The sequence below is a fragment of the Kitasatospora sp. NPDC005856 genome, assembly GCF_040629945.1.
Classification (GTDB): Bacteria; Actinomycetota; Actinomycetes; order Streptomycetales; family Streptomycetaceae; genus Kitasatospora.
On sequence record NZ_JBEXWT010000007.1, the window covers coordinates 64,203 to 80,744 of the forward strand.

At 73.6% G+C, this 16,542-nt stretch carries 15 protein-coding genes; 6 read left to right on the forward strand and 9 right to left on the reverse strand.

Features of this window, described 5'->3' with window-relative positions:
- Nucleotides 1-150 precede the first annotated feature (150 nt).
- Nucleotides 151-1,350, reverse strand: coding sequence for an FAD-dependent monooxygenase (locus ABZ449_RS06880; RefSeq protein ID WP_360341368.1), 1,200 nt, complete (start codon nucleotides 1,348-1,350; stop codon nucleotides 151-153).
- A gap of 120 nt (nucleotides 1,351-1,470) precedes the next feature.
- Here ABZ449_RS06880 and ABZ449_RS06885 point away from each other — a divergent pair, with 120 nt between their 5' ends.
- Nucleotides 1,471-2,184: a TetR/AcrR family transcriptional regulator C-terminal domain-containing protein gene (locus ABZ449_RS06885; RefSeq protein ID WP_360341371.1), complete on the forward strand. Its 714-nt coding sequence runs from the start codon at nucleotides 1,471-1,473 to the stop codon at nucleotides 2,182-2,184.
- 181 nt (nucleotides 2,185-2,365) lie between these two features.
- Nucleotides 2,366-3,163, forward strand: coding sequence for a HEAT repeat domain-containing protein (locus ABZ449_RS06890; RefSeq protein WP_360341374.1), 798 nt, complete (start codon nucleotides 2,366-2,368; stop codon nucleotides 3,161-3,163).
- Between the two features lie 139 nt (nucleotides 3,164-3,302).
- Here the strand turns inward: ABZ449_RS06890 and ABZ449_RS06895 are convergent, their stop codons facing one another.
- Nucleotides 3,303-3,668 (reverse strand): hypothetical protein, encoded by a 366-nt coding sequence (locus tag ABZ449_RS06895; RefSeq protein ID WP_360341377.1) that lies wholly within the window; start codon nucleotides 3,666-3,668, stop codon nucleotides 3,303-3,305.
- Between the two features lie 294 nt (nucleotides 3,669-3,962).
- Between ABZ449_RS06895 and ABZ449_RS06900 the strand changes: the two genes are divergently transcribed.
- The gene (locus tag ABZ449_RS06900; RefSeq protein ID WP_360341380.1) at nucleotides 3,963-4,232 is read left to right on the forward strand and encodes a GlsB/YeaQ/YmgE family stress response membrane protein; all 270 of its coding nucleotides are present in this window, start codon (nucleotides 3,963-3,965) and stop codon (nucleotides 4,230-4,232) included.
- A 68-nt stretch (nucleotides 4,233-4,300) separates the two neighbouring features.
- Here the strand turns inward: ABZ449_RS06900 and ABZ449_RS06905 are convergent, their stop codons facing one another.
- Nucleotides 4,301-6,181 (reverse strand): amino acid transporter, encoded by a 1,881-nt coding sequence (locus tag ABZ449_RS06905; protein WP_360341383.1) that lies wholly within the window; start codon nucleotides 6,179-6,181, stop codon nucleotides 4,301-4,303.
- A gap of 519 nt (nucleotides 6,182-6,700) precedes the next feature.
- Here ABZ449_RS06905 and ABZ449_RS06910 point away from each other — a divergent pair.
- From ABZ449_RS06910 to ABZ449_RS06920, 3 genes are all read left to right on the forward strand, one after another.
- The gene (locus ABZ449_RS06910; protein WP_360341636.1) at nucleotides 6,701-8,245 is read left to right on the forward strand and encodes a N,N-dimethylformamidase beta subunit family domain-containing protein; all 1,545 of its coding nucleotides are present in this window, start codon (nucleotides 6,701-6,703) and stop codon (nucleotides 8,243-8,245) included.
- A gap of 253 nt (nucleotides 8,246-8,498) precedes the next feature.
- Nucleotides 8,499-9,236: a polyprenol monophosphomannose synthase gene (locus ABZ449_RS06915; RefSeq protein WP_360341386.1), complete on the forward strand. Its 738-nt coding sequence runs from the start codon at nucleotides 8,499-8,501 to the stop codon at nucleotides 9,234-9,236.
- A gap of 107 nt (nucleotides 9,237-9,343) precedes the next feature.
- A complete protein-coding gene (locus ABZ449_RS06920) occupies nucleotides 9,344-10,627 on the forward strand; it encodes an aromatic acid exporter family protein (protein ID WP_360341389.1) in 1,284 nt (427 codons plus the stop codon).
- Nucleotides 10,628-10,654: 27 nt separating this feature from the next.
- Here ABZ449_RS06920 and ABZ449_RS06925 read toward each other — a convergent pair whose 3' ends face one another.
- The 6 genes from ABZ449_RS06925 to ABZ449_RS06950 all read right to left on the reverse strand — a co-directional run bounded on the left by ABZ449_RS06925 (nucleotide 10,655) and on the right by ABZ449_RS06950 (nucleotide 16,402).
- The gene (locus ABZ449_RS06925) at nucleotides 10,655-11,107 is read right to left on the reverse strand and encodes an SRPBCC domain-containing protein (protein WP_360341392.1); all 453 of its coding nucleotides are present in this window, start codon (nucleotides 11,105-11,107) and stop codon (nucleotides 10,655-10,657) included.
- 4 nt (nucleotides 11,108-11,111) lie between these two features.
- Entirely contained in the window at nucleotides 11,112-11,585 is a 474-nt protein-coding gene (locus ABZ449_RS06930; protein ID WP_360341395.1) for a VOC family protein, read from the reverse strand.
- Nucleotides 11,586-11,674: 89 nt separating this feature from the next.
- Nucleotides 11,675-13,684 carry a phosphocholine-specific phospholipase C gene (locus ABZ449_RS06935; RefSeq protein WP_360341398.1) on the reverse strand — a complete coding sequence of 670 codons (2,010 nt, stop codon included), beginning with the start codon at nucleotides 13,682-13,684 and terminating at the stop codon, nucleotides 11,675-11,677.
- A gap of 44 nt (nucleotides 13,685-13,728) precedes the next feature.
- Nucleotides 13,729-15,165, reverse strand: a complete 1,437-nt coding sequence (locus tag ABZ449_RS06940; protein WP_360341401.1) for an endonuclease/exonuclease/phosphatase family protein — start codon at nucleotides 15,163-15,165, stop codon at nucleotides 13,729-13,731.
- Nucleotides 15,166-15,602: 437 nt separating this feature from the next.
- The gene (locus tag ABZ449_RS06945; protein ID WP_360341404.1) at nucleotides 15,603-15,869 is read right to left on the reverse strand and encodes a metal-sensitive transcriptional regulator; all 267 of its coding nucleotides are present in this window, start codon (nucleotides 15,867-15,869) and stop codon (nucleotides 15,603-15,605) included.
- Nucleotides 15,870-16,042: 173 nt separating this feature from the next.
- Nucleotides 16,043-16,402 carry a PRC-barrel domain-containing protein gene (locus ABZ449_RS06950; RefSeq protein ID WP_360341407.1) on the reverse strand — a complete coding sequence of 120 codons (360 nt, stop codon included), beginning with the start codon at nucleotides 16,400-16,402 and terminating at the stop codon, nucleotides 16,043-16,045.
- Nucleotides 16,403-16,542 lie beyond the last annotated feature (140 nt).

Consider the following 16,542-nt stretch of genomic DNA (forward strand, 5'->3'; position numbering starts at 1 on the left):
CTCGTGGCGGCCCCGATCGCCAGGGGCCATGGGGCCGAACGGGTGGGACCTTGGGCCCCGACCTGCGAACACGTCCCCTACAGCCGGGCAGGCAGGCCGAACAGAGCAAGGCGGGACAAGGCGGGACGGGGCACCGCCGGGCGCCCGCGTTCAGCCCGCGACCCCCGGTCGACGGCCCGGCTCCCTCTCGTAGTCCGGCAGTTCGACGCTGCTGACCTGCTTCCCCAGCTCCAGCATCCGCTCCAGCGCCCAGCGCCGGTTGAGCAGCGCGTTGCGGAACCGCAGACCCGCGGCCGTCCGCGGGGCGAGGAACGGCCCGGTCCGGTCCCCGCCCTTCTGGCAGCCCTGCGCGTAGCCGCGCAGCAGCCGCTCGTACCGCCCGAAGGCGGCCCGGTGGTCCCCGCGCGCCCGGGCCAGCTCGCCCGCCAGGACGTACGCGGCCACCACCGCCGTGCCGGTGCCCATGCCGCCGATGGTCGCCCCGCAGGCGGCGTCACCGATCAGGGCGATCCGGCCGGTCGACCAGGCGGGCACGTCGGCGCGGCTGATCGAGTCGAAGTACAGCTCGGGGGCGACGTCCAGGCTCTCCAGCAGTTGTGGCACCCGCCAGCCGAGGCCCGCGAAGGCGGCCCGGACCAGTGCCTTCTGCCGCGCGGGGTCGTGGCGGTCGTAGCGCAGCTCGGGCGAGGCGAAGAGGCAGAACGCGCCGGCCCGGCTCGGGTCGCGGTGGGTGGCACCGACGGACATCAGCCGGCCGGGGACGTTGAGGCCGATCCCGCCCGGCGGCAGCCCGAGGCCGTTGGGCAGCTGCCAGGTGGCCGCGTAGTAGCCGAGGTGGCGGACGTAGCGCTGCTCGGGTCCGAAGGCGAGCCGGCGGACGTTGGAGTGCAGTCCGTCGGCGCCGATCACCAGGTCGAACTCGCGGGATGCCGCGTGCCGGAAGGCGACCCGGACCCCGCCCGGGGTCTCCTCCAGCGCCGTGATCGAGTCGCCGAAGACGTACTCGGCGCGAGCCCTGCTGTGCCGGTGGAGCAGCTGGGCCAGCTCCCCGCGCGGGACCTCCAGGTCGCCGCCGGCGAATTCGGCGGGCAGGTGCAGCAGCCGGCGCCCGTCGGGACCGACGAAGGTCATCGGACTGCCGCCGGTCCCGAGCGTGCGCAGTTCCTCCAGGACTCCCATCCGCTCCAGCACGGTCAGATGGGTGCGGCCGCGGAAGTCGACGTCCTGACCGCCGTCGCGCATTGCGGGGGCCAGCTCGACCACGGTCACCTCGAAGCCGTACCTGCCCAGCCAGTGGGCCAGGGCGGGGCCGGCGATGCTCGCGCCCGAGATCAGGACCCTGGTGCTCATGGAAATCACTCCGTCCGGGGATCAAAAACTGTGTCTCGCGGACACTGTTCGTTGCTGTGTACGGTAGACACAGTTGGCCTGGAAGGACAACCCCCAGGCGGCGGCGCAGGACGGGAGCGAATGATGGCCGAGGCGGCGAACGACACGGTGCGACTGCTCTGGGGTCCGCCGGCCAAGCCCACCCGGGGGCCGAAGCCGGCCCTGAGCCTGGAGCGGATCGCCGCCGCGGGGGTCGAGATCGCCGACGCGGAGGGGCTCGGCGCGGTCTCCATGCAGAAGGTGGCCGGGCTGCTCGACTTCACCAAGATGTCGCTCTACCGCTACGTCCCCGGCAAGGCCGAACTGATCGCCCTGATGGTCGAGTCGGCCGTCGACGCACCGTCGGACGCGCCGGAGGGTGCCGGCTGGCGGGAGCAACTCACCGTCTGGGCCCACCACTTGGCCGACTCCTTCGCCCGGCATCCGTGGCTGCTGGACGCCACTGTCGGTGCACGGGCCATCGGCCCGAGGGAACTCGCCTGGCTGGAGCGGGTGGTGGCGGCGCTCGACGGCCACGGGCTGAACGGCCCCGAACGGATGGACGCCGCCGTGCTGCTCACCGGGCACGTGCGCGGGATCGCCACACAGTCCCGCGCCGCCGGCCCGGACCACAACCCCGAGGCCGAACTCCTCGCCGCCCTCGGCGCCGTGGTCCAGGAGCACGCCGACCGCTTCCCCGCCGTCGCCGCCGCCATGGCCGACCCGGGCGGCCGCGACCAGGCGCTGGAGTTCGGCCTGGAGCGCATCCTGGACGGACTGGCCGCCCTGATCGAGCGCCGAGCGAACACCGACTGACGCACCGTCGCCTTCGGCCGCGGCAAAGGCCGTTGCCGCTGCCACTGCCACTGCCACTGCCACTGCAGCCGCAACCGGCCAGGCCGGACCGGGCGGGCCACGCCCCCGGAGGGAAGGACCGAACAGCGGCTCGGAAAAACGGCTCGGAACGCCCCCCGGTCGCTCGCTAGGATCGCGCCCCATGGCGATGTTCGTGCACCTGACCGCCGCGGCGAACGCGCCGCGCATCCGCCGCGCCGGAATCCGCGCCGACAGCCGGGGCCAGGGCGGCGCGCGCGGCGTGTACTGCTTCCCCGTGCTGCCCTCGTACACGCTGACCCACCAGTGGCTGCGCGAGCTGGCCCGGTTCGGCCCCAAGGGCGCGCTGATCGCGGTGCACCTCAGGCTGGACGACGAGCAGGAGGTCCTGGTCGGCCACTACCGGGACGGCGCCCTCGACGCCCAGCGGCGGCTGCGGGCGGCCGAGGCGGTCCGGCGGATCGGCGCACTGGCCGACCCGCGCGGCTGGGAGGTGTTCCTGCCGCGCGCGGTGGGCGCCCGGGAGGTGCACCGGGTCCGCGCCGTACCGCAGGCCACCGGCTGGCGCTACCTGCCGGGTGCCCACGGCACCCGGCCCTGCACCTGTCAGGGCTGCCGGATCTACGGCGGGTACGGCAGCCGCCGGCTGCGCGAACGCCGTCCGCACCCGCTGGACGGCCCGCCGCCGCCCGTGCCCGCGCTGCTCGCGCGGATCGCGGCGGCCGGCGAACCGGGCGATCCCGCCGAACTGCACTCCGCCCTGTACTGGCTCGGCATGCGCCGGCGCGGCCCGGTGGACCGGCTCGCCGGCCTCGCCTCCCATCCGGACCCGGGGGTGCGGGAGGATCTGGCCCTGACCGTCGGCCGCTGGTCCACCCCGGGGGTCGCCGAACTGTTGGACGTCCTGGCGGAGGATCCGCACCCGAGTGTCCGCGAGGCCGTCGCGGCGGTCCGGGACTGAGGCCCCGGCCCCGTCGGGTCGTGCGCCGGCGCCGGGCAGTGCCCCGTGGTGGGGCAGTGCCCTGTGGCGGAGCAGTGTCCCGCCACAGGATCGTGTCCCGCCACAGGATCGTGCCCGGTCGCCGGATCGTGCGCCGGCGTCAGGAGACGCGCTTGAGCTGCCAGGAGTTCTTCTCCAGGCTCGGCACCGCGGAGTACTGACAGCCGGAGCTGTAGAAGGTGCTCACGATCGTCCAGCCGGCCGGCGGCCAGGTGGACGCGCAGGCGTTGACGACGGTGCCGACCGGGTAGCCGGTGAGCTGCATGATCTTCTTGGTGTTCGGGGTGAACCCGGAGCCGCAGCCCGCGCTGTTCCACCACTGGACGTCCACGTAGCCGCTCGGCGTCAGCGAGGAGGAGCAGCTCGTGCTGGTGTCACCGGGCGCGGCCTGGGCCGTCCCCATGGTCAGGGTCAGCGCGGCGGCGGCACCGCCCAGGGTCAGGGCGAGGTTGCGAAGGCGTATCACGGGGATCGGCTCCTCTCGGTGACGCGGTGCGTCCGCGTCCCGCCCATTCCTATCCGTGCGGCCGCGACGTCGGACAGCGACTTTCCGGCCCGACCTGCGGCGCGTTCTCGCCCATCCCCGCCCGGCGCGGCCCGTCGACACGGCGCTGACCCGCGTGGCCTCCCGTCGACACGCCCGTTCGCTCCTGTCGACATGCCCGTTCGCCCGATCGGGGTGATCATGGGACGAACCGCGTCATCGGCGATTCGGCGCACCGGGCCGTCGCGCCCGGGAGCGCCCGGAAGGTGGACCGCGATGTTCCAGCTCCTGTGGATTCTGCTCATCGGCTTCGTGCTGGGCGTGATCGCCAAGCTCATCCTGCGCGGACCGCAGTCGATCCCGTGGTGGCTGACCATGCTGCTCGGCGCCGCCGGAGCCTGGCTCGGCAACGCCGTCTCCGGCTGGATCGGCGTCCGCCACACCGGCGGGATCGACTGGATCCGCCACATCCTGCAGGTCGCCTTCGCCGTCGCCCTGGTGGCCATCGTCGCCCCTTCGTGGAGCAGATCCCATCAGAACCGCTGACCGGCCGACGGGACCGCTCCGCCACGGCGAGCCGGCCCTGGTCAGCCCGCGCGAAGGGCCGGCCCCGGTCAGCCCACGTGGACGGCCGGTCGCTGTGAGCGGTCCGGTTCGGCCTCGCGCAGCACCTCGCGGGTGACCGGCGCGATCTCGCCCTGTCCGAACAGGAAGAACCGGAGGAACTGGGCGAACGGATTGCCCTCGGTCCACTCGAAGTAGATGTGCGGCTGCTGCCCGGTGAGGTCGCGCACCCGCAGCAGCAGGGCGGCCAGGGCGTTCGGCACGCTGGAGCTCTCCAGTGTCAGCACCCGGTAGCGCTCGTGCAGCACCTCGCCGCGCACGGTCAGTTCGGCCTCGAAGTCCGACGGGTCGAGCACGGTGACCTCGACGAAGACCAGGTCGTCCTCGGCCGGGATGTCGTTGTCCCGCCGGATCTGGTGGATCTTGTCGCGGTACTCGGCGAGGTCCCGGCTGTTCGGCTCGTTGGCGATCAGCCGCAGCGGACGGTGGATGTAGTCCCGGACGAACCGCTCGGCGACGTCGTCCAGCACCACGTCGGTGACGCGCAGCTCGAAGGCGCGCTTGAGCCGGGAGAGGAACGAGACCAGCATGATGGCCGCGATGAAGCAGGCACCGATCTTGACGCCGTCCGGCCGCTCGGCGATGTTCACCGCCGTGGTGTAGAGGAACACCGCGGCGATCACCGCGAAGCCGGCCCGCCAGCCGCGCTGCCCGGCCTTGTGGGCGGCGATGGTGACGGCGATGGCGGCGGAGCTGATCAGCACCAGCACGCCGGTCGCGTACGCGCCGCCCTGGGCGTCCACGCTGGCGTCGAAGATCCAGGTCACCAGGAAGGCGATCAGGGTGAGCACGATGACGGTGGGCCGCACCGCGCGGGCCCAGTGCGGGGCCATCCCGTAGCGGGGCAGGTAGCGGGGCATCAGGTTGAGCAGCCCGGCCATCGCGGAGGCCCCGGCGAACCAGAGGATGGCGATCGTGGAGAGGTCGTAGACGCTGCCGAAGGTGTTGCCCAGGTACTCGTGGGCGAGGTAGGCGAGCGCCCGCCCGTTGGCCTGGCCGCCGGCCTTGAACTGGTCGGCCGGGATGAGCAGCGTGGTGATGAAGCTGGTGGTGATCAGGAACACGCTCATGATCGCGGCGGCGGTGGTCAGCAGCTTGCGGGCGCCGCGGATCCGGCCGGTGGGCTTCTCCTCGGTGTCGTCCGGATCGCCCTCGATGTGCGGCATCACGGCCACGCCGGTCTCGAAGCCGGACAGGCCGAGCGCCAGCTTCGGGAAGACGATCAGCGCGACGCCGATCATCGCGAGCGCGTTGCCGTGCTCCGTGGTCAGCGCGTCCGTCCATTCGCTGAACAGGTGCGGCTCGCTGAGCACGTGCCACAGCCCGTTGGCCACCACCACGACGTTCAGCGAGAGGTACACCGCGACCAGCACCACGGCCAGGCCGATCGCCTCGCTGAAGCCCTTGAGGAAGACCGCGCCGAGCAGCGCGATCATGATCATGGTCAGCAGGACCTGCTTGCCGGTCAGGGCGCTGTGCAGGTGCGGGTTCTCCACCAGGTGCGCGCTGGCGTCGGCGGCGGACAGGGTGATGGTGATCATGAAGTCGGTGGCCGCGAAGCCCAGCAGGGTGAGTACGAAGAGCTTGCCCTGCCAGAAGGAGAGCAGCCGTTCCAGCATCGCGATCGAGCCCTGGCCGTGCGGGCTCTCCTGGGCGACCCTCCGGTAGACGGGCAGCGCGCCGAGCAGGGTCACGATCACCAGCACGATGGTCGCCAGCGGCGAGACCAGGCCGGCCGCGAGCGCGGCGATGCCGGGCTGGTAGCCGAGCGTGGAGAAGTAGTCCAGACCGGTCAGGCACATCACCCGCCACCAGCGCCGGCCCTCCTCGTGCGGGACCTCGGCGTGCGGGCCGGGGTGCTGTTTGGCCATGTCGGCCAGGCCTTCCAGCATCCAGGCGCGGAAACGCCCGCTCCGCGAGGAGGGCGCAGCCCCCGGCTCGGCCGACCCCGACGAAACCACGAGCACCCCTGTCCACGACTCGGCCGGGCACGCACGGCTCCGGACCCCCGCGGCCGCCGCACGGCGGGCCTGGTCAGGCTAGGGGAGCGGCTCGCCGGGGCCGGGCAACCGCGCGGGCCGACACGCCCGGGTGCGCCCGTACGGCCCTCCCCGGTGGCGGGCCCTCCCCGGCCGCGCCGCACCGGCCGACCGCACGGCCGGTGCGGCGCGGCACCCTGCACGGACCTCGCGAAACACGCGAGGATGTCCGCGCGCACCCGGCACGCCGGGACGCGCCCACGAACACGGACCGGGCCCGGGACCGTCCGGGAACCGGGAACGGGAGCGCGGAACGGGAACGCGGAACGCGGAACGCGGAAACGGCAACACGGAAACAGGGAGGTCGCGGTGGCGGAGCCGAGCCGGCGGAGGATTCTGGGCCTGGGACTGATGGCGGCCGCCGCCACCTCCTGCGGCCCCCGCCGACCGGACCCGACCGCCGCCGCGCAGCCCTCCTCCCCGACGGCCGCCCCCGGCACTCCCGGCGCCCCCGCCACCGGCGGGCCGACCGCCGACGGGCACACCGGGGCGACGAGCGAGCGCTCGCGCCCCGGCAACCCCGACTGGGAGATCACCGACCCCGGCCCGGACGACGCCATCGCGGGCTTCGCCGACCGGGTCAGCGTCCTGCCCGGCGAGTCCTTCGGCCTGCACGTCTCCACCCCCGCCGCGGCCTTCGCCGTCTCCGCCTACCGGATGGGCTGGTACGAGGGCGCCCGCGCCCGGCTGGTCTGGCGCCGCGAGCACGTGCCCGGCGCCGAGCAGCCCGCACCGCACGTGGACCAGGCCACCCGGACCGTGCTGACCGGCTGGCAGCGCACCCTCACGGTGGACACCGCCGGCTGGCCCGAGGGCGCCTACCTGCTGCGCCTGGACGCCGAGGACGGCTCCGGCCGGCGCTACGTCCCGCTCACCGTCCGCTCGGCGAGCACCGCCGGCCGGACCGTGATCATGAGCGCCCCGGCGACCTGGCAGGCCTACAACGAGTGGGGCGGCTACAGCCTCTACAACGGCCCGACCGGCACCCTGGCCACCCGCTCGCTGAAGGTCGTCTTCGACCGGCCGTACGACTACGACCACGGCGCCGGGCTGTTCCTGGTCTACGAGGCGCCGCTGGTCGCCCTCGCCGAGCGGCTCGGCCTGCCGCTCGCGTACACCACCGGCATCGACGTGGCCCGCGAGCCGGGCCTGCTGACCGGGGCGAGCGCCGTCCTGTCGCTCGGCCACGACGAGTACTGGTCCCCCGAACAGCGGGCCAACGTCACCGCGGCCCGCGACGCCGGGACCAACCTGGCGATCCTGGGCGCCAACTGCTGCTTCCGCCGGGTCCGCTTCGAGCCGACCGAGCTCGGGCCGGACCGCACGGTGGTCTGTTACAAGGACGCCTGGGGGCAGGACCCGGGCCACCAGGCCGGTGCCCCGGCGACCACCGACTTCCGGGCCGGCCCGGGCGCCGACCCGGAGAGCTCGATGCTCGGCGTCGTCTACGACGGCTACCCGGTGGACGCCCCGTACGTGGTCACCTCGCCCGAGCACTGGGCCTTCGAGGGGACGGGCGTCGCGGCGGGGGCGTCGTTCCCTCACCTGGTCGGGGTCGAGTACGACCGGGTGCACACCGGCTTCCCCACCCCGCGCCCGATCGAGGTGATCGCCCACTCCCCCGTGGTGTGCGACGGCCGCCGCTCCCACTCGGACACCGCCTACTACACCGTGCCGAGCGGCGCCGGGGTGTTCGCCACCGGGACGATGCGCTGGGTCGAGGCGCTGGAGGCCCTCGGCCCCGGCGGCGGCCGGGCCGACCACGGCATCGACTCGCACGCCGGGGACGTGGTCCGCCAGGTCACCGAGAACGTCCTGCGCGCCTTCGCCTCCGGCCCGGCCAGCCGCACCCGCCCGGCCCGGGACAACCTGGCCGCCGTCTACGGCACGGCGTAGCGGGCCCGGCTCAGCCGGCGGCCGGCGGGGTGAAGGTCTCCACGGGGCCGGAGTCCGGGTCCGCGCGGCGCGGCTGCTCCGGTGAGAGCCGGGCGGCCGGGCGGAACACGGCGTTCGGACAGGGCGGCGGCAGCCCCCCGCATCGGCCCATCGCGGTCGAACGGATTTCCGACCCCGGCCGGGGCAGGAGGCGGCCACCACGCCGGTTAGACTCGCACGGTCTCATCCGGAGCAGGCACGAGGGAAACAGAACATGGTCGAGGCCTCCCCCAAGGTCGTTGTGGTCGTCCCCACGTACAACGAGCGGGAGAACCTCCCGGTCCTCGCGGGAATGCTCGCGGAGCTTCCGGTGCCCAACCTGCACCTGCTGGTGGTCGACGACAACTCCCCCGACGGCACCGGCGAGATCGCCGACAAGCTGGCCGCCGACTCCGGCGGCACCGTGGGCGTGCTGCACCGCACCGAGAAGGACGGTCTCGGCCGCGCCTACCTGGCCGGCATGGCCAAGGCCCTGGACGAGGGGGCCGACGTGGTGGTGCAGATGGACGCCGACCTCTCCCACCCGGCCTCGGCGATACCCGTGATGGTCGAGACGCTGCTCGCCGACGACACCGCCGTGGTGCTGGGCTCCCGCTACGTCCCCGGCGGCTCGACCGCCGAGGAGTGGCCCTGGCACCGCAAGGCGCTGTCCGCCTGGGCGAACTTCTACGTCAACGCGATCCTGAGCCTCGGGGTCAGGGACGCCACCGCCGGCTTCAAGGCCTGGCGCGCGAGCACCCTGCGCGCCATCGACCTGCCGACCGTGCGGAGCAACGGCTACTCGTTCCAGGTCGAGATGAACTACCGGGTCGTCAAGCAGGGCCTGTCGATCCGCGAGGTGCCGATCCGCTTCGAGGAGCGGATCGAGGGCGCCTCCAAGATGAGCATGGGCGTGCAGGTCGAGTCCGCGCTGGCGCCCTGGAAGCTGCGCTTCAACCGCGACGGCCAGTAGGCGGCACGGCCCCCGGCCCGATACGGGCGTAACAGGCGTACGGGCGTACGGGTGCCGGAGCACCCCGAGAGCGGTGTGAACGGCGGCCGCGGGGAAAGAAGGGCGACATGGCCCTTCTCCCGGAGAGACTCGCGGACCTGGTCCGCCGCAGCGCCCGAGAACCCTTCGTGGTCCAGACCGTCCGGGCCACCGTCGCGGCCACCCTCGCCTATGTGGTGGCGACACAGCTGAGCAGCGAGCCCGCCCCGCTGACGGCACCGCTGACCGCGTTGCTGGTCGTCCAGGTCACCGTCTACTCGACGCTCAAGACCAGCATCCGCCGGGTCAACTCGGTGGTGGTCGGGGTGCTGATCGCGATCGGGTTCAGCGCCGTGGTCGGGCTCTCCTGGTGGAGCCTCGGGCTGATCATCCTGGCCTCGCTGGTCGTCGGCCGGTTCGTGCGGGTCGAGGAGTTCGTCCAGGAGGTCGCGATCAGCGCGATGCTGATCCTGGGCGTGACCAAGCTGGCTTCGCAGGCCTGGGACCGGGTGCTGGAGACGCTCATCGGCGCCGCCGTCGGCCTGCTGTTCAACCTGCTGTTCGCACCACCGGTCTGGGTGGACACCGCCGGGGAATCGATCGAGGACCTCGCCCGGCGGGCCCGCCAACTGCTGTTGGACATCGCCGAGGAGCTGGGCCGCCCCACCCCGGTGGCCCGGGCCGCCGAGCGGCTGCACGAGGCCCGACGGCTGGACCAGGCGATCGCCGACGTGGACGCGGCGCTGCGCCAGGCGGAGGACAGCCTGCGCCTCAACCCGCGGATCAGTGAGGGGTTGCTGTCCCGGCTGGTGCTGCGCACCGGGCTGGACACCCTGGAGATCTGCGTCGTGGTGATCCGGGTGCTGGCCCGCTCGCTGACCGACCTGGCCAAACGGCGCGCCCCCGGCGAACGGCTCTTCCCGCCGGACGTCGCGGTGGGGCTGGAGGAGTTGCTGGCGCACGTGGGCGGCGCGTTGGTGAGCTACGCGGTGCTGGTGACCACCCAGGTCAGCCGCAGCGCCGAGGACGCCGAGGAGCGGCTGACCGCCGAGCTGGCGGCGGCCTGGGTCTGCCGGGAGAACGTCGCCCAGGTGCTGCTGCGCAAGGTCCAGGAGCACCCGGAGGCGTGGCAGCTGCACGGCTCGATACTGGCCGAGGTGGACCGCATCCTGGACGAGATGGACCTGGAGCACCGCGGCCGGCGGCTGATGGAGGAGCTGGACCGGGCCTCGGTGGCGAACCGGGAGCGGTTCTCCCGCTACGCCTGGCTGCGCCGCCTGCTGCGCGGCGAGCGGGCCCGCGGGGAGAAGGCCCGTGGTGAGCGGGCCCGCGGCGGACGGACCTCCGACGGGGCGAAGCGCCCGGCGGCGTAGGCCGGGCGCTTCCCAGCGGTGTCGCGGTCAGGGCATCAGCCAGGGCTGCTGCGGCAGCGGGTGACCGGTCTCCAGGTAGGTCTTGAGGTTGGCGAGCACCGCCGACCAGCCCTGTTCGGCGTCCGCCCGCTGGGCCTCGTCGGCGAGGTTCTCGTGGATGACGGTGAGCCGGGTGAGGTCCTGCCAGCCCTGGATCTCGAAGGTGACCCGGGACGGCCAGCCGGTGCGTTCCTCCTGCGGCCCGGCCCAGGTGGTGACCAGCCGGTGCGGACGGTCGACCGCCTCGACGGTGCCGATGACGTCGGCGGTGCCGGAGCCGTCGGTCCGCTGGTGCTCCCAGGGTGCGCCGAGCAGCCAGGTGGAGACGTTGCGGTGGCCCCAGTAGAGGCCGGACTCGTCGGCGTTGGTGAGCGCGTGCCAGACCCGCTCGGGGGTGGCCCGCAGGTAGGTGATGCCGCGGTGGCTGAGCGGGGCGGTCATGCGCTCACCCCTCGGCCGCGTCGAGCAGCGGCTGGATCTCGATCTTCTGCATCCGCAGCATGGCCGCGAAGACGCGGTCCGCCCTGGCCCGGTCCTCGCCCGCGACCAGGTCGAGCAGCACCCGGGGGGTGATCTGCCAGGAGAGACCGTAGCGGTCCTTGAGCCAGCCGCACGGGCCCGGCTGACCGCCGTCGGCGGTGAGTTTCGCCCAGAGGCCGTCGACCTCCTGCTGGTCCTCGCACTCCACCTGGAGCGAGATCGCCTCGGTGAAGCGGAACTCGGGGCCCCCGTTGAGGGCCACGTACGACCGGCCGGCGAGTTCGAACTCGACGGTCATCACCGAGCCGGCCGGGCGGGGGCCGGCCTCGCCGTAGTGGGTGGTCCTGGTGACCCGGGAGTCGGGGAGCAGCGTGGTGTAGAAGGCGGCGGCCTCTTCGGCCTGGTCGTCGAACCAGAGGCAGGTGGTGATTTTCTGCATGCGCCCGACGGTATCGGCGGGGTCCGTCGGCGCGGCCGAGCCACGGCCGGGGGTCACCGGATCGGCGCCCCCGGCCGGACCGGCGGGGCTCAGTGCACCCGACCCGCGTAACGCTGGACGAAGCGCTGACCGGTGTGGGCGGTCACGACGACGTCGTAGCGGCCCTGCCCGTCCAGCGGCCAGGCCAGGTCGGCCTGCTTGCCGGGCTTGACCCAGACGGTCCGCGCGGTGCCCGCGAAGTCGTTGGGCGCGGCGGTGAAGGCCACGTCGGTCATCCCGTCGTTGGCCATCTGGAGGGTGAGCCTGCGGTTGCCACGCAGGTCGGCGGTGACGATCGGCACGCCGATGTCGTTCTGGCCGTCCTGCCCGTCCCGGACCACGGTGCCGGCGAAGCGGCGGACGAAGCCGTCCGGGCCGTGCACGGTGAAGTCGTAGCGGCCGCCGGTGGCGGCGGCGTCCCAGACGTACCGGGCGGTGGCGCCGGGGGCGACGGTGTACGGGGTGCCGGCGAAGGGGAGCAGGATGTTCGGGTAGACGGTGTACGGGAAGGCCACCGAGCCGTCGTTGCTCATCGTGCAGGTGACCTTGCCGGTCTTCCGGTCCACCTCGACGTCGGCCCATGGCTGGTACGGCAGGGGCCGGTGCGGGCGCTCGCCGCGTTCCTGGACCGGCATCGCCTGGGCGCCGACCGCCGGCAGCGCGACGCCGGGCAGCTTGGTGCCCGCGTCGGCCCGGGCCATCAGGGCCTTGGTGTCGGGCAGGGACGGGATCGAGTGCTCCGGGGCGGCGAAGTCGAAGCAGCTGGTGAGGTCGCCGCAGACGGCCCGGCGCCAGGCCGAGATGTTGGGCTCGGCCACTCCGGTGACCAGCTCCATGAAGCGCAGCACCGACGTGTGGTCGAAGACCTGGGAGTTGACCCAGCCGCCGCGCGACCAGGGCGAGACCACCCAGAGCGGCACCCGGTTGCCGAGGCCGATGGCCCGTCCCTGGGTGAACTCCTCGGGGGTGCCGGGCTCGGGGGTGGGCGGGACCATGTGGTCGAAGTAGCCGTCGTTCTCGTCGTACATCACCAGGAAGACGGTGTGCCGCCAGACCTCCGGGTTGGACATCAGCGACCGCAGGGCCTGGTCGACCCAGTGGGCACCGTAGGCCGGGCCGGCCTCCGGGTGCTCGGAGAACAGGTAGGGCGCGACCAGCCAGGAGACGGTCGGCAGGGTGCCGTCCTTGCAGTGGCGGTCGAAGTCGGTCGGGTCGAACTTCGTCATCGCGTTGACGTAGCGCGGGTCGTCGTGCGGGAAGTCGTGGAACTGCTTGAAGTAGGAGAGCGCGTTGTCGTCGTAGTCGCCGGTGCGGTCGTCCTTGCTGGGGTTGTGGTAGACGCGCCAGGAGACACCGGCCGCCTGCAGGCGTTCGGCGTAGGTGGTCCAGTCGGCGACGGGGTTGTCGGTGACCGGGGTGTTGTCGATCCACGGGCCGGTGGTGCCGTCCCGGCCCGGGCCCGCGGTGCCGGTCCACAGGTAGAGGCGGTTGGGGTCGGTCGGGCCGGCCAGCGAGGTGAAGTAGGCGTCGCAGACGGTGAACGCGTCGGCCAGGGCGTACTGGTAGGGGATGTCGTCGCGGGTGAAGTAGCCCATGGTGCGCTCGCCCTTGGCGGCGATCCACTTGTTCATCGCACCGTTGTTGATGGCCTGGTGGCCGGTGGCCCAGTCGTGCGGGAGGCCGCCGGCGTTCTGCGCGTTGTACTTGGCGGTGTCCATCCGGTACGGCAGCATCACGCCGCCGTCGCTGCGCCGGCTGTCGGGCTGGCGGAAGACGTCGGTGCCGTCCGGGAACTGGAGCGCCTGCTTGTCGCCGAAGCCGCGGACACCGGCCAGGGTGCCGAAGTAGTGGTCGAAGGAACGGTTCTCCTGCATCAGGACGACGACGTGCCTGACGTCCTTGACGGTGCCGGTGAGCGGGGCGGCGGGCTTGGCACCGACGGCGGGCGCCGGAGCCGGGGCCGGGGCGGCGGCGGCCTGGGTGGCCGTCAGACCGGTCAGGGCGGTGGCGCCGGCGGCCGCGGTGGCCCCGACGAAGGTGCGACGGGAGAGCTCGGGCATGACGAACTGGCCTCTCGGAGCTGGGGGTTGGGGAGCCGGGGAGCTCAGAGCCGGAAGGTGGCGACCGCGGCGGCGGCGTCGGAGGGCCACTCGTTGGCGGCGGATCCGGGCTCGGGCTGCGGCCAGTCGGCGACCAGGGTGTGCGCCTCGAGCAGCTTCAGCGGGCCCGCGTACTGGACGTAGTCGATCCGATCCTGCGGCTCGGGGCGGTCGCCGCGCCGCTTGCGGGTGGGCGACCAGGTGGCACCCGGGGCCTTGACCGGGTCGGGGCACTCCTCGCGGAAGGCGTCGGTCAGTCCGGCGCCCTGGAGGGCCACGGTGACCGGCCAGGCGAGCGGGCCGACACCCTGGTGGGCGGCGGCGGTGGCGGCCGTCCAGTCGCGGTGCGAGGGCGAGGAGAGCGCACCGGCCAGCACCACCGGGGTGCGCCGGGCGATGTCCGCGCGGACGGCGGCGGCCAGCGCCCTGGCCTGCCTCAGCCGCAGCGAGCCGTTCTCGGCGGCCTCCACCTCGGCGGCGGTCCGGCCGTCCTGGACGGCGTACGGGCCGTAGCCCGCCTCGTCCAGGTGGGCGGCCCAGAAACGGACGCTGCGGCCGCCGGGCAGCCGCAGGGTGGCCGCGGCGGCGGGCAGCTCGGCGGTCGGCGCGGTGACGTCGGTGAGCGGGTGGCGGCTGAGGATGCCGACGCTGCCCGGGCTCTGGTAGGCGTACCAGCCGAGGGCGTCGGCCAGGGCCTTGGCCCGCTCCCCCGCGGTCTCCTGCAGGGCGAGCACGTCCAAGCCCTGGGCGAGCACCACCCGCAGCTGCTTCTCCAGCGCGTCGGTGTGGGCCGCGCCCGCGTCGTGCAGGTTCCAGCTGGCGGTCTTGAGGCGCAGTGGCGCGGCCGGATCCACGACCGGGACGAGGACGGTGACGGTGTCGGTGGCGCCCGTGCTGTCCTTGACGCCGACGACCACCAGCTCGGGGTTCTTGCCCGGGGCGGCGGGGGCGGTGCCGGTGAGCGTGCCGTCGGCACTGACGGAGGCCCAGGCCGGGCCGGCGAGCTTGCGGTGGGTGGCGGAGCCGGCCGGGTTGCCGGTCGGGCGGGACCAGAGGCCGCCGATCCGGACCGTCACGGCGGCGCCCGGGGCGACGGGCGTGGCGGTGAAGGCGTCGACGGCGGCGTGCGGGCGCACGACGGCGGGCTCGGGGCGGAAGGTGAACGGCTCGGTCCGGGCGAGGATGCCGTAGCCGTCCTTGGCGAGCAGGTAGGCGGTGTACGGGCCGCCGGTCAGCGCGGAGGTGTCGAGCTGGACGTCCCCCGAGGTGCCCGGGGTGTACTTCCACAGCAGCGAGCCGCCGCTGCCGGGCTGGCGGCCGCCGTCGTAGATGCCGACCCAGTTCTTGGCGTCGGGGGCGTCGGTGGTCCAGTGGAAGGTGAGCCGGTCGCCTTCGGTGGGCTTGTCGGAGGAACTGAGCGTCAGGGCGCTGCCTGCGGCCACGGTTGTCCTGTCCGCCGCCCGGGACCGGGTCCGCCGGGGGACGGCTCGCCGGGCCGGGTACGGCTGGTCACGGAGGCTGGGAGGAGGAGGGGCACCCTCAGTTGGCTGTACAACTGCGGGCGGCCTCATTCACCCGAAGGCCGGCGACCAGCGCATGAACGACGCATGACGGAGTGTCGGGCGGTGCGGGAACTTCGATGGGTGCGGCTGCGGGCGTGCGGCGCGGGTGCCTCCGCGGCCGGTGCGGGCGCTCCCGCGGGCCGGCGCAAGCGCTCCCGCGGGCCGGCGCAAGCGCTTCCGCGGGCGGCGGCGGGCCTGCGGCGCGGGCACTTCGGGGCACGGGGCGGCGGGCACCTCCCCGGACAGGCGCGAGGGCCGCGGCGGACCGGTCCACCGCGACCCTCGTCGGGCCGTGCTCCTGAGGCGTGTGCCGCTGGTCAGGCCAGGGCGAGGAAGAGCTTCTCCAGCTCGGCCTCGCTCATCGGCGGGGTGTCCTCGTCCGCGGCGGCCATGCACTGGCGCATGCCACTCGCGACGATCTTGAACCCCGCCCGGTCGAGCGCGCGCGAGACGGCGGCGAGCTGGGTGACCACGTCCTTGCAGTCCCGGCCCGCCTCGATCATCGCGATCACTCCGGCCAACTGGCCCTGCGCGCGACGCAGCCGGTTCAGGACCGCGCCGACCGCCTCCTCGTCCACCTGCATGTCGGGGCCGCCTTTCACATCGACTGTCGATGGATAAGTGTACCCGGCGGGGTATTCATTCCCGGGTGGCGAACATCGTGCCCGACCCACCCGCCCGGGCGCGGTCGCCAGCGGGAACGGGCGCGGCTGGGCAACGGGAACGGGCGCGGATCGGCAACGGGAACGGACGCGGCTCAGCGGCGGGCCAGGCGGCGCTCCCCGCCCGCGCCGGTCGCGTACGGCAGCCCGTAGTGCGCGAACACGGCGGGCTCGTCCTCGGCGGGCAGTACGTCGTCGGTGCCGATCGCCGGAGCCTGCTTGACCTGATTGCGCGGGTACGCCACCCGGAGGTAGTCCGGTCCGGCCATCGCCCCCTCCAGCGGGACGAACGCCAGGCGGCGCCGGCCGGCGAACCCGACCACGACGGTGGCGAAGAACGGCTCGTCGCTGGCCGTCTCCACGTAGACCGACTCCAGCGAGCCGATGCGCCGGCTCTTCTCGTCGACCACGGCGTGGCCGCGCCACTCGCGGATGTCCGCCATCGCGATGACCATGGCCCGGCCTCCCGTCCCCGGCTGTTCCACTGCCCCGGTCTCCCATCCTGCGCCGGGAGCGGCCGGGGCGCGCGGCGAGCCCATGAGCCCTCCCGCCCGGCGAAAGGGACATACGGGGGTGACCCGACCAACCGGCACCA

Coding starts and splice junctions, on each gene's coding strand:
- ABZ449_RS06925 (WP_360341392.1), bottom strand. CDS start 11,107: ATGACCGCCCCGCTCAGCCACCGCGGCATCACCTACCTGCGGGCCACC.
- ABZ449_RS06885 (WP_360341371.1), top strand. CDS start 1,471: ATGATGGCCGAGGCGGCGAACGACACGGTGCGACTGCTCTGGGGTCCG.
- ABZ449_RS06915 (WP_360341386.1), top strand. CDS start 8,499: ATGGTCGAGGCCTCCCCCAAGGTCGTTGTGGTCGTCCCCACGTACAAC.
- ABZ449_RS06900 (WP_360341380.1), top strand. CDS start 3,963: ATGTTCCAGCTCCTGTGGATTCTGCTCATCGGCTTCGTGCTGGGCGTG.
- ABZ449_RS06945 (WP_360341404.1), bottom strand. CDS start 15,869: ATGCAGGTGGACGAGGAGGCGGTCGGCGCGGTCCTGAACCGGCTGCGT.
- ABZ449_RS06890 (WP_360341374.1), top strand. CDS start 2,366: ATGGCGATGTTCGTGCACCTGACCGCCGCGGCGAACGCGCCGCGCATC.
- ABZ449_RS06935 (WP_360341398.1), bottom strand. CDS start 13,684: ATGCCCGAGCTCTCCCGTCGCACCTTCGTCGGGGCCACCGCGGCCGCC.
- ABZ449_RS06920 (WP_360341389.1), top strand. CDS start 9,344: ATGGCCCTTCTCCCGGAGAGACTCGCGGACCTGGTCCGCCGCAGCGCC.
- ABZ449_RS06905 (WP_360341383.1), bottom strand. CDS start 6,181: ATGGCCAAACAGCACCCCGGCCCGCACGCCGAGGTCCCGCACGAGGAG.
- ABZ449_RS06880 (WP_360341368.1), bottom strand. CDS start 1,350: ATGAGCACCAGGGTCCTGATCTCGGGCGCGAGCATCGCCGGCCCCGCC.
- ABZ449_RS06930 (WP_360341395.1), bottom strand. CDS start 11,585: ATGCAGAAAATCACCACCTGCCTCTGGTTCGACGACCAGGCCGAAGAG.
- ABZ449_RS06910 (WP_360341636.1), top strand. CDS start 6,701: ATGGCGGCCGCCGCCACCTCCTGCGGCCCCCGCCGACCGGACCCGACC.
- ABZ449_RS06950 (WP_360341407.1), bottom strand. CDS start 16,402: ATGGTCATCGCGATGGCGGACATCCGCGAGTGGCGCGGCCACGCCGTG.